11 protein-coding genes are annotated in these 12,576 nt (G+C 41.1%); 4 read left to right on the forward strand and 7 right to left on the reverse strand.

Annotated features, from left to right (window positions below):
* Positions 1–717 carry an MIP/aquaporin family protein gene (locus EM4838_RS00715; protein WP_010736418.1) on the forward strand — a complete coding sequence of 239 codons (717 nt, stop codon included), beginning with the start codon at positions 1–3 and terminating at the stop codon, positions 715–717.
* 118 nt (positions 718–835) lie between these two features.
* Here EM4838_RS00715 and fucO read toward each other — a convergent pair whose 3' ends face one another.
* The 6 genes from fucO to EM4838_RS00745 form a co-directional block, all read right to left on the reverse strand.
* Positions 836–1,987, reverse strand: a complete 1,152-nt coding sequence (fucO, locus tag EM4838_RS00720) for a lactaldehyde reductase (protein WP_071866588.1) — start codon at positions 1,985–1,987, stop codon at positions 836–838.
* 5 nt (positions 1,988–1,992) lie between these two features.
* Entirely contained in the window at positions 1,993–2,634 is a 642-nt protein-coding gene (locus EM4838_RS00725; RefSeq protein ID WP_010736416.1) for a sugar O-acetyltransferase, read from the reverse strand.
* A gap of 17 nt (positions 2,635–2,651) precedes the next feature.
* Entirely contained in the window at positions 2,652–3,476 is an 825-nt protein-coding gene (gene rhaD / locus EM4838_RS00730) for a rhamnulose-1-phosphate aldolase (protein ID WP_071866589.1), read from the reverse strand.
* Between the two features lie 370 nt (positions 3,477–3,846).
* Entirely contained in the window at positions 3,847–5,103 is a 1,257-nt protein-coding gene (gene rhaA, locus EM4838_RS00735) for an L-rhamnose isomerase (protein ID WP_066026605.1), read from the reverse strand.
* Between the two features lie 15 nt (positions 5,104–5,118).
* On the reverse strand, positions 5,119–6,567 hold the full coding sequence (gene rhaB / locus EM4838_RS00740) for a rhamnulokinase (protein ID WP_071866590.1): 1,449 nt from the start codon (positions 6,565–6,567) through the stop codon (positions 5,119–5,121).
* 40 nt (positions 6,568–6,607) lie between these two features.
* Entirely contained in the window at positions 6,608–7,786 is a 1,179-nt protein-coding gene (locus EM4838_RS00745) for an MFS transporter (protein WP_081367416.1), read from the reverse strand.
* Between the two features lie 119 nt (positions 7,787–7,905).
* Between EM4838_RS00745 and EM4838_RS00750 the strand changes: the two genes are divergently transcribed.
* Positions 7,906–8,886, forward strand: coding sequence for an AraC family transcriptional regulator (locus tag EM4838_RS00750; protein WP_071866591.1), 981 nt, complete (start codon positions 7,906–7,908; stop codon positions 8,884–8,886).
* Positions 8,887–9,120: 234 nt separating this feature from the next.
* Here EM4838_RS00750 and EM4838_RS00755 read toward each other — a convergent pair whose 3' ends face one another.
* Positions 9,121–9,498: a DUF1093 domain-containing protein gene (locus EM4838_RS00755; protein WP_071866592.1), complete on the reverse strand. Its 378-nt coding sequence runs from the start codon at positions 9,496–9,498 to the stop codon at positions 9,121–9,123.
* A 414-nt stretch (positions 9,499–9,912) separates the two neighbouring features.
* Here EM4838_RS00755 and EM4838_RS00760 point away from each other — a divergent pair, with 414 nt between their 5' ends.
* Positions 9,913–11,832 carry an endonuclease MutS2 gene (locus tag EM4838_RS00760; protein WP_071866593.1) on the forward strand — a complete coding sequence of 640 codons (1,920 nt, stop codon included), beginning with the start codon at positions 9,913–9,915 and terminating at the stop codon, positions 11,830–11,832.
* Positions 11,833–11,953: 121 nt separating this feature from the next.
* Complete coding sequence (locus EM4838_RS00765; RefSeq protein WP_019723866.1) at positions 11,954–12,505, forward strand: CDP-alcohol phosphatidyltransferase family protein; 552 nt, start codon at positions 11,954–11,956, stop codon at positions 12,503–12,505.
* Positions 12,506–12,576 lie beyond the last annotated feature (71 nt).

Genomic DNA, 12,576 nt, shown 5'->3' on the forward strand with positions numbered 1-12,576 from the left:
ATGAATGCAGACATGACCCAAATCATGGGAGAATTTATTGGAACGATGATTTTGATCCTTTTAGGGGACGGCGTATGTGCAGCAGTGAATTTAAACAAAAGTAAAGCGCAAGCCTCCGGTTGGATCGTCATTGCATTTGGTTGGGCAATGGCTGTTACGATGGCAGTATTTATTTCGGGATTCATGGGACCCGCTCATTTAAATCCTGCGGTAACACTTGGGATGGCAATGACAGGTGCGATCGGTTGGAATTTAGTTTTCCCATTCATCATCGCGCAATTACTAGGTGCGATCGTCGGTGCGGTACTTGTTTGGTTATCTTATTTGCCACATTGGTCAGCAACAAAGGATCAAGGGGCAATCTTAGGAACCTTTGCGACTGGACCAGCCATCCGCAACTATCCTGCTAACTTTATTACAGAGTTGATCGGTACGTTCGTTTTAGTCTTAGGACTATTGGCATTTGGTCAAACAGAATTTGCTGGCGGAACAAATGTCTTTGCTGTTGGAGGATTGATTTTAGCTATCGGGTTATCACTAGGTGGTTCAACAGGATATGCGATCAATCCAGCTCGTGACTTAGGTCCACGTATCGCTCATGCGATTTTACCAATCGCTAATAAAGGTGGTTCTGACTGGGGTTATTCATGGGTACCGATTGCAGGACCAATGGTTGGGGCAATCGTCGCAGTAGGTATGTACACGTTGATGGTTTAATAAAGTAGATTTTGTATATAAAAATAAAATAAATGGTTCTCTTGGTCGTTGTTCACAAACCAGGAGAACCGTTTTTTATTTTATAAGTCAAAGTGTAATAACAAGAGATACAACAAAGTTACATCAAGCTTTGATAGATGTCGATGATCTCTGACACGTTCGTTTCTCTTGGATTTCCTGGGGTACAGACATCTTGGAACGCATCTTCAGCAATTTTTGCAATATCCGCTTCTTTGACACCTAGTTCGGAGATCGTCGCAGGGATGCCAACTTTTTTCGACAAAGCATCAATCGCTTCGCAAGCGGCATCACGAATGTCCTCGATGGAACGAGATTCTGCGTCTTTGATGTTCAGCGCCTTCGCGATTTCTCGATATTTATTGCCTGTAAACTCTTTATTGTATTTCATGACGGTTGGTAATAAGGCAGCGCAAGCGACGCCGTGGGGGATGTCATACCATGCGGATAATGGATGCGCCATTCCATGGACAAGACCTAAACCAACATTTGAAAAACCCATCCCTGCAAGATATTGTCCTAAAGCCATATCCTCTCGGCCTTTTGGATCACCATTCACGGAATCGGCTAAACTACGACCGATGATCTCAATGGCTTTGAGATGGAACATATCACTCATTTCCCATGCACCTTTCGTGATCAATCCCTCGATAGCATGTGTCATCGCATCCATCCCAGTTGCCGCACACAAGGCTTTCGGCATGCCCATCATCAAATCACTGTCAACAAAGGCGACGATTGGAATATCATGGGGATCAACACATACAAATTTACGAGAACGCTCTTTGTCGGTGATCACATAGTTGATCGTGACTTCAGCCGCCGTACCAGAAGTCGTCGGAACAGCTAAGATCGGCAAGCTTGGATGTTTTGTATCTGCCACACCTTCTAGACTACGGACATCAGAAAACTCTGGATTCGTTACGATGATTCCAATGGCTTTGGCTGTGTCGATCGGCGAACCTCCGCCAATTGCCAGGATCACATCCGCTTTTGCTTCTTGAACGAAAGTCACGCCCTCTTTGACATTCTCGATCGTTGGATTAGGTACGATACCGTCGTAGATTTCATAAGCAATCTCTGCCTCATCTAATAAGGTGGTGACTTTTGCTACGACACCGATTTTATGCAGCTCTTTATCAGTGATCACCACTGCTTTTTTGAAATTTCTGGCATGAAATTCCGTTGGGATAGCTGCAATAGCCCCTTTTCCATGATAGGATGTTTCATTTAAAATCATTCGATTTGCCATTTGGTTTACTCTCCTTTAGGTAGGTCGGTTTCAGAAATTATATATTCTGGTGGATAACGCAGTTTTTTGAAATAATAGGTGCGATCTTTTTTATTGAATGTCCGCACCACACGGCAAGGATTTCCTACTGCTAAAGAATTAGCTGGAATATCCTTCGTGACGACACTTCCTGCCCCAATCACTACATGATCACCGATTGTCACCCCGGGCAGTATGGATGTATTTGCACCGATCCAGACGTTGTCGCCGATCCTAACAGGTGCCCCAAATTCTGCTTGGTACTCTTGTCGTAAAACAGGATCTAAGGCATGGCCGGCTGTGTAGATCCCCACATTTGGAGCAAGTAAGACATCCTTACCAATCGTGATCGGAGCAACATCAAGTAACGTGCAATTATTATTGGCTAAAAAGTTTTCTCCAACGGTGATGTTGATTCCATAGTCGCAATGAAAGGGTTGTTCAACAAAGAGTTTGTCCCCAGTTTGCTTGAACATTTTTTTGATCAATTGCTGACGTTCAGATAATTTTCGAGGATGGATATGATTGAATTCATAAAGGAGATCTCTCGTGACCAAACGAAGCTGCAATAATTCTTCATCTTGACGATAGACCTCACCAGCAATCATTTTTTCGACATTGGATTTCATTTCGCACCTCACGATTGTTAATCGTTCAAATAGCCAGCACGTGGGACAACCCCAAACGCATCAGCCAGTAATTTCAAATTATCATCTTCTAGCGTCTGCTTGATGCCACCTTGTGCCATGACGATCGTATAGACTTGGGCAGCTTTTTCAGCTGTTTCAATCAAACCAAATGTTTCATCCATGTTTTTTCCAGAACCATAGATCCCATGTTGTGGCCAAACGACTAAACGGGTTTCTTTCATTTTTGCAGCAGTTGCTTCGCCGATTTCATTCGAACCAGGAACTAACCATGGAATGACCGAAATGCCTTCTGGAAAGACAACTAAGCACTCTGTACACATTTGCCATAATGTACGAGTCAATTCGCGTTCAGAAAGTGGATGACTAAAAGTCATGGCTAACAAGTGTGTTGCGTGACAATGCATGACGATGCGGTTATCTGGATCGACACTTAATCGAGCGATATGGCTCATGAAATGACTTGGTAACTCAGAAGTCGGAACAGCATCAGGGCTTAATCCCCATAAAATGTCGATCGCATGACCATCTCCAGTCACACGGATCAGTCCAAGATTTTCTTCTGGCTCTGCCTGTACATTTTTAAAATATTTTCCAGACCCTGTCACTAAGAAATACCTTCCGGCTAATTCTTGGGCATCAAATGGCAACGGCAGTGTTCGTAAAACTTTCGTAGGGTCGATAAAAGGTAAGACTTGCGCTTCTTCTAATAAATAGGTGATATTCCCACCATTACGTTCATCCCATCCTAGGCGGTACATATTGGTTGTTGCTTGAATCATCTCTTGTACAAATGGAGCAGTGAGCATCGCTAATTTTTTCACGAGTGAGACCTCTTTTCTTTTTCTGATGAATAGAAAGAACATGTAGTATGTGGTTATTTTGTAAATCAACAGAAAGAACCTCAAAATCAGTTAGACGGATTCTCGAAAGCTTCTGTTGATAGGTGAGGGGCTTTTTTACAACTTGATAGATAGTGTTCATGAAGCAACACTTCGGTCATAAGCCAGAAAAATCAAAAATGAACCAGCCATTTTCGATTTTCTATCTTACTGCTCAGGTCAGAGCGCTTCTTTCACGACCTGTGATAAACGGTGTTCAAGAAGCAACACTTCGGTCATAAGCCAGAAAAATCAAAAATGAAACAGCCATTTTCGATTTTCCTGTCTTATGCCTTAGTGCTGAACGCTTCTTTCACAACCTCTTACTTTGTACGTCTTTTTCATATTGTAGGACTTCTTGGTACCAGTCCATGCCTACTGGGACGTTGTTGATTTCACAGAAGTAATTCCAAACGTCGGCGTATGGGAAGTCTTTTAATTCTTCAGTGAAGGCTAAGCGTTTGGTGAAGTCGAAGTTTAGTTCGGCTTCTTTTAATTCTTCGATTGGTTCAAGCATGGCTTTTAACAATGCCTTTTGCGTATTTCTTGTGCCGATTGCCCAAGCGGCGATCCGGTTGATGGTGGCATCGAAGAAGTCGAGACCGATCGCTGTTTTTCCGAGTAAGTCATTGCGGACTAATTCTTTGCCGATTTCTTGTAATTCATCATCCATGATCACAACATGGTCTGAATCCCAACGCACAGGACGAGAGACGTGAAGCATGATCCCTTTTGAGAATAAGGCTAAAGACGAAAGTTTGTTGGAGATGACTTCAGTTGGATGGAAGTGTCCTGCGTCTAGGCAAATCAATTTGTTACGTGTCAATCCATAGCCCATATAAAATTCGTGTGAACCTACTGTGTAAGCTTCGGCACCAAGTCCGAATAGTTTGGATTCTACGGCATCTTGTGTATATTCTTCGTTGAGATCTTCTGAGAAAATCTCATCTAAAGATTCCATCAACCGTTGGCGTGGAGATAGGCGGTCGATTGGATTGTCTTTCATTCCATCAGGCATCCAAAAATTATCGATACATGTTTGTCCGATTTCTTTTCCCATATACTCGGCGATTTTACGAGCGCGTTTCCCATGTTCGATCCAGTAATCCCGTACTTCTTTGTCTGGATGAGCAAGTGTCAAGCCATCTTTCATCATTGGGTGAGAGAAGAAGGTTGGGTTGAAATCAAGACCGATCCCTTGTTCTTTTGCCCATGCGACCCATTTCTCGAAATGTTTTGGCTCGATCTCATTTAAATCGACCGGTTCGTCTGTATCTAGATACATGGCATGTAAATTCAATTTATGATTACCAGGAATCAATGAGAAAGCTTTTTCTAAATCTTGGCGTAATTGGTCCGGCGTATGTGCGGCTCCAGGATAGTTTCCTGTAGCCATGATGCCGCCAGTCAGTTCTCCATCTGGTGTCAAAAATCCTTTGACATCATCGCCTTGCCAACAATGCATTGAAATCTTCACTTCTGCGAGTTTCTGCAAGACCTCCTCGGTATCGACACCGATACTCGCATATTTTGCTTTGGCTTCTTCATAACGTTCTTTGACATTCATCATATTGAATCTCTCCTTTTATATTAAAAATTCTTTATATCTAGCAAGTGCTTGTGTCATTTCCTCGGTATGTCGAGGGTGAAAAGTGGTTAATGAAACAGAATCTCTGATCGCTTCACGCGCCAGTTGCAACGTACCGTAGCCATTCGTCGCAATCATTTGGACCATTAGATTCCCAATAGCGGTCGCTTCATCCGGTCCTGCTTCGACTTCGATATTGCAAATATCGGCTGTCAGCTGATTAAGGAAGGTATTGTTTGAACCCCCACCGACGATGTGTAAATGATGAAATTCTTTTCCGGTGATCCGTGCTAAGTTCTCTAGTTCGACAGCGTAGCATAGAGCTAAATTGTCATAGATACAGCGCACCAGCTGACCAGGGGTTTGAGGGATAGATTGGTTTGTTTCTTTACAATAATCTTGTAATTCTTGAATCATATTTTGGGGATTCAAGAAACGTGGGTCGTTGACATTGATCAATTGTTGGAAAGGCGCTTCCTGTGCTGCCAGTTCTGCCAATTCAGCAAAACTATAGGCACCATCTTGCAAACGAGCAACTTCTTGGATCAACCACATACCCATGATATTTTTTAAGAAGCGAATGGTTCCTTGCACACCCCATTCATTTGTAAAGTTAGCGTCAAATGCTTCTTTTGTTGAAATGCCTTCAGGAATCTCTACACCCATCAACGACCAAGTGCCTGAACTGATGTATGCCCACTCTTTACCAGTCGCGGGTGTGCCGACAACTGCTGAAGCAGTGTCGTGAGAAGCAATCGTGATAAAGGTCGCTTTTGGCAGATCATAGGTCGGGAATTGGGCTGTTTGCAATTCACCTAGAATCTGTCCAGGCTCGGTGATTCGTGGGAAAAGCGAAGCGTCGATGCCTAGAACAGCTAAAATATCTGAGTCCCATTTCCGAGTTTCTAAGTTCAGAAGCTGCATAGTAGACGCATTAGTCTTTTCGGTGACTGCTTCTCCAGTGAAGAGGTAACCGAGTAGATCAGGCATCAATAACAAGCGATGGGCATTTGTTAAAGTTTCTTTTTCTTCAACAAGTAATTGAAACACCGTGTTGAAGGGTTGCAGTTGGATACCTGTTTTTTGATAAAGTTCATCCAGAGGCATTTTTTGTTCAAATCGTGGGATGGCATCTTTCGTTCGCTCATCACGATAGCTCGTCGGGGCGTCGATCAAATGACCATCAACATCAAGTAAGCCATAATCGACACCCCAAGTATCGATGCCGACATAACATTCTGCGATACCTTGTTGCTTGGCTTTTTCCAAACCTTTTAAGATTTCAGTGACTAGATGTGTGAGCGGCCACTTTGCGACACCATCGATTTTTTCAAATCCATTTTTGAAGCGATGGACTTCCTGTAAGTCAAAACGGCCTAATTCATTAAGATTGGCATGGATCAAACGACCACTTGAAGCGCCAATGTCGATAGCAAGATAATTCATCAAAATTCCTCCAATTTGTTTTTGCTTGAATCAATGAAAACTAGACTTCATTTGAGTGTGGCTTCTTTTTAAAAGTAAGGAGAAGAAAAAGAATACCTAAAACGGTCATCAAAATGCAGCCATTGATAAAAATATTTTGTAAAGCATCAGAACCGATACCGAATCTTTCTAAAAGTCGATGTCCATAGGGTGAAACAAAGTTACCGATATTTGCTAGAACGAGAATAAAGGAAGTGGTACTTGCTTTTGCTGCTTGCGGAACTGAACGAGTAGCATCATTGAAGATGTAAGGAACGAACAGAGCAAAGGCGATACCGTTCAGTGCAGCCCCAACACCTATCATAAATAAATGATTGGCTGTCAAGATGAGGAATAAGCTTGCTGCCATGATGAAAAAAGAAATAGGCAACGTCCATCGTTTCAATCCTTTGTAAATCAACCCGAATAAGAAACCAGCAACCATGTTAGCAATCTGCATAAAAGAAAGAACCGTTCCGGCATCTGATTCTGTTCCTAGATTTTCAGTCACGATGAAGGTCGAAAGCTTAACGACAACGATCATGTAGAAAATACAGAGAAAGAAGATCAAAATGCCATACATGAGAGTGGTCGGACGGAGTGTTCCTTTTTCTGATGTTGCTTTTTTAGAAGCGAAGTTTTCTTTTTTCTGGGGTGGTTCAGGGACGAAAGCCATAAATAAGAAGATGATCGGAATGGTGATCAAGTAAACTAAGAACGCCTTTTGCCAGCCAAAAGTGAGGAGACGTCCGGCAGTGAAGGTCATGACTGCAGCTCCTAAACCTTGAAAGGCGGATTGGAAGCCAATCAATGTGGCAGCTTCTTCGCCTTCAAAAAATTCGCTGATCATACTGACTGCCAACGAGTTGAAGAGACCAAAGCCAGCACCTAATGCTGCGCGGGAGATCATCAATAAATAGAAGTTGGCAGTGAAGACAGGTAACACGCCAGCAACTCCAGCAAGCAACAACCCAAGTAAGACAGTTTGTTTCTGTCCGATGGCTTTGGCAATCAAACTACTCAAAGCAATAAAAATCACAACAGTTAGTTGAGGAATGGTCATCAGTAGTTCGACGGATGAAGCCGATTGATCATTGAAGTAGCCTAACATCATCGGTAAAGCGGATGCGATAGCAGTATTTGACGTTAAAACTAAGGAAATGGATAACAGCGACAGTTTCATCAACCAAGTCTTTCTCATAGCTTGTTCCTCCAGATGAAGATGTATTTGTTGCACTCATCATATCTTGTAACCCTTTTCACAACAATGTCAGTATGTTACTATATTGGTGTCAAATTTACATATAGAGGGGGAGGAGCATGAATCCGTATGTGCAAAAAATTTTTATGCCATTCACAGCAGAAGAGTTAGAACAGCGAAAGACGGGGCAATGGATCAAGGAATTTGAAGGAGAAAACTTAGACGAACAAGACCAGCAATTCAAATTAGACGATCACCATCTTTTTCAAGAAAATAATATTTTGATTCGCCAACATCGACGCTTCGCTCATTATCCACTACATTCCCACCATTTTTTAGAATTCAATTATATGTATTGCGGTACTTCAGAACAGATCGTCAACGGTCTGCCAATCACTTTGAAAGAAGGACAATTATTACTTTTAGATACAAACAGTCGCCATGAGCTGATGCCTTTGGGTGAAAAAGATATTTTACTGAATTTCTTATTCAAAACAAATGATATCAATATCAATCTTCTGAAAAAAATCGATAATCGTAGTGGGGGGTTGACGTATAATTTTTTGATGAATGCCATTTTAGAACCCGGCTATAATGAAACACATCTTTTGTTACACTTAGCTAAAGAACCAGAGATCCAAGTCACGTTGGATCAGATGATCCTCGAATATTTTTCAAAAAAACATCTGGGAAATGAAATCATGAACGCTTTTTCACAAGTGTTATTTTTACAGCTTTCTAGAGTCTATCACTCGCAATTAGCAAAAATATACAAAAAAGATGGACAAAGCAACTTGATGATTAAAATTCTGCAACGGATCGAAAGTGACTATCGAACATTGAACCTAAAAACATTGGCAGATGAGTTAGGGTATAATCCCAATTATCTGTCTAATTTGATCAAGCAACAGACAGGCAAATCCTTCAAACAATTGATTACGAATCAACGCTTACATGAAGCACAGGATCTAATTTTATCTACCCGTTTCTCGATTGAGGAGATTGCGGCCAGTGTAGGTTTTTCCAATAAGACACATTTTTACAAAAAATATCGAGAATATTTTGGGGATACGCCGATCGCCGTTCGCAAACGACGCTGAAATAGTTATTTATACATAAAAAGCCAACTGCGAAAAGGTCGGGACAGAAGCTTATAATCTCGAGAAATAAGGCGCCATCCACGAAAATTGTTTTTCAAATTTTTGTGGATGGCGCCTTATTTTCCGAAGCGGTTCCTTATATTCTCGCCGTTTATTCGATTTTGGGTGGTGAGGTTTAATGTCCTACTCTTAGATTGCGTTTGGCTTTTTTCATTTACTAGAAGTAGAAGCTACTTATTTCAACTTAGTTAAAACATCTTCTGGAACTTGGTTTTCATCGATCGTCGTTGGACCAGAGGTCACTCGTTTTTGACTTACCTCTGCTTTGACATAACTATTTGGCTCAAGGGGTGTTGGATGTTCTGAGGAGATCGTGTAACCTAACTTGATCGTTTTGCCATCTTTAGTCACAAATGTAAAGTCATAGTCATACGACTTCAACCCCCGAACTTTTTCACCGCTATCATCCACTGTATCAGTCAATGGTGGCACTGCTTCTGGTACTTTTGCGTAGGCAACTTGGCTATTGTAGGTCTGATCATAATATTGATAACCTTTGTAGCCACCAAACAATAACAATAAGAGAGCGATTGCTCCAATTAATTTTTTCATCATATCCATCCTTTTATGTTTCTTGATATATCCAATTATCGCCGATTGATACAGTGTTTGAAAATCGAAAAACGTGACAATTTTGAAATATTATTAAAATAATACCATTCAGACTAGTTCAGTATCTGTTTGACATTCTGGCAACCGCTTGCTATAGTAAAAAAGAAAAATAAATAAAACCTAGATGAACGAGGTATTTTGATGAGTGTAGTAGGTATCTAATCGAGTAAGTTGAATAACCAATAAAGCAGTAGGCTTATTTGGTGTGCTTATAGATGGTACCTGTCTGAAACATTTCTTGTAATCAAATCAAGGGGAGGACATGTCTTATTTTAGCTGTGTCCTGCCCTTTTATTCTATTTTAGGTCTTTATTTATTTTGGGGACAGGTATCTCTTCAAGAAAAGGAGAGAATATGAATCATACAATCAAACAATTACAATTTGAACAAATCAGAAAAGAAGTGATTGCCCGAGCAATCGGAGATCACACGAAAGAACGTCTGGCAGAAATGTCAATCCCGACAAATCTTCAGACCGTAGAAACAAGACAAACAGAAACGAAAGAAGCCCGTACGATTTTAGAAAGTAGCCAGCACGTGCCGTTTATGGGGCTGACACGAATTGTGGCATTAACTGACCAAGTGAAAAAAGGCTTGATCTTAACCCCTGCTGAATTGATTGAATACGCTGATTTTTTAAGAAGCAGTCGAATGATCACTCGCTTCTTTGAAAAAAACCAATATCAAACGCCATTACTGTATGCGTACAGTAAAAATCTACCGGATCTTCAATCAGTAGAGGACTTAGTTTATGAACAAATCAAGAACCAACAAGTCGCAGATGAAGCATCAAAAAATCTACGTAAAGTACGAAAACAAATCCAAACGGTAGAAAAAGAAATCCAAGATCGTTTGCTAAAATTCTTGCGACATTCTGGGAATAAAGAAATGATCCAAGAAGCGATGATCGTTCAAAAAGGGGAACACGCAACGATCCCGATCAAAGCGAGTTATAAAAATAAAGTAGCCGGAACGATCATTGAACAGTCGAATAAAGGTACGACGGTATTCATCGAACCAACAGCAGTCGCTAAAGCAAGCGCACAACATCAATTATTGAAAGCAGAGGAAATTGCTGAAGAATATCAGATTCTAGCAAGTTTGACTGGGGCATTAGCTGAAAATGAACAGGCAATCGATCAAATCATCGAAACGGTCACCGTTTTCGATATTATTTTCGCACGTGGGAAATACAGTAGAGAGATCAATGGCATCACACCTATCATCAATAAATCAGAACGCATCCATCTGAAACAAGCGAGACATCCACTGTTATCAGAAAAAGCTGTTCCCTTAGATTTTGATTTGGGTGCAGAATATCGTGGATTAGTGATCACAGGTGCAAATGCTGGTGGGAAAACAGTTGTTTTGAAAACAGTCGGATTGCTGACGTTGATGGCAATGTTTGGTCTGCAAGTACCAGCAAAAGATGGGACAGAGCTTGCCGTATTAGACGAAGTTTTTGTCGATGTCGGCGATCAACAAGATTTAGCGAATGCATTGAGTACTTTTTCTGGGCATATGCAAAATATCGCACAGATTTTGAATAAAGTGGGTAGAAATACCCTAGTTTTACTTGATGAGATCGGTAGTGGAACAGAGCCAACGGAAGGGGCAGCTTTAGCAATTGCCATCATGTCTGCAATGTATGAGAAAGGTGCGCTGATGGTTGCAACGACCCATTACGGCGAAATCAAAGAGTTTGCGGAACGACATGAAGATTTTGTGCCGGCAGCAATGGCTTTTGACCGAGAAGCCTTACAACCAAAGTATCAATTACAGGTAGGAAAAACAGGGGAAAGCCAAGCATTGTGGATCGCTAAAAAAATGCAAATGTCAGAGGACTTGATCCAACAAGCTCAGCAGTATCTTTCTACGAAAGACTATTCAAGGGAAAAACGCTTATTCAAACAACAAGTGAAGACGCAAGAAGTCAAGAACGAAGAAAAGGTTTTATTTTCAAAAGGGGATCGGGTATATGCCACCCAATACAAAAAAGAAGCATTAGTCTTTGAAGACACTGGCGAAGAGACGATCGTGATTTTTGTCGATAACCAAAAAGAAACGGTCCTTCGACAGCGTGTCCTTTTAAAAATGAGAGCAGAAGAACTTTATCCTGTAGGCTATGAGATCGATCAGCTATTTACAGATTTTAAAACGAGAAAATGGGAACGAGATATCGAACGAGGTTCAAAAAAAGCCCACAAAAAATTATTAAAAGAAACCCGTCAGCGTCAGGCTGCACGAAATGAAAATCATGAAAAAGAACAATAACAGATTCTCAATGATGTATGAAGTGTTGGAAAAAGATTGCGCTAAAAAACCGACAATTGATTGGTTCCACGTGGAAAGTACGGTAAAATAGATGAAATGACATTTTGGGAGTTGTTAAGTAATGAATGGAGCATCTGATTGGCGAAAAGAAATTCGCACGATTCCGAATCTACTATCGATTATAAGAATTCTTTTATTGCCTTTTTATTTGTATTTTATGAGTAAGCAAGCTTTCTATCTGGCTGGATCGATCATCCTCTTTTCAGGAGTCACAGACTTTTTAGATGGATACATCGCCCGAAGATTCAATCAGATCACAGAACTTGGAAAAGTTCTTGATCCAATCGGTGATAAGTTGACCCAATTGGTCTTGATCATCTCCATGGCATGGGAACGTCCGTATATCTGGCTCGTTTTAGCTTTATTTATTGTGAAAGAAGCATTTATGCTGATTGCTGGGATCGTTGCTTTGCGTAAACAGGTCAAATTAGATGGAGCAAAGTGGTATGGTAAATGGGCGACAGCTGTGATTTATGTAGGGATGATCCTGCTGTTACTTTTCCCGGCGATTCCTGAAGGATGGGTCATGGTGATATTTGCAATCATTACCTACAGTTTGGCTCAGTCCTTTGTTTTATATGCTTTGGAGTATCGTAAACTACTGAAGCGCTAGGTAGTTTGGTGTATCTTATTGTTGTAACAGCGAATGAGAAGAGTACCGTTGCAATTTAAGTGAAGAATTTA

It is taken from the genome of Enterococcus mundtii (assembly GCF_002813755.1).
GTDB classification, from domain to species: Bacteria; Bacillota; Bacilli; order Lactobacillales; family Enterococcaceae; genus Enterococcus_B; species Enterococcus_B mundtii.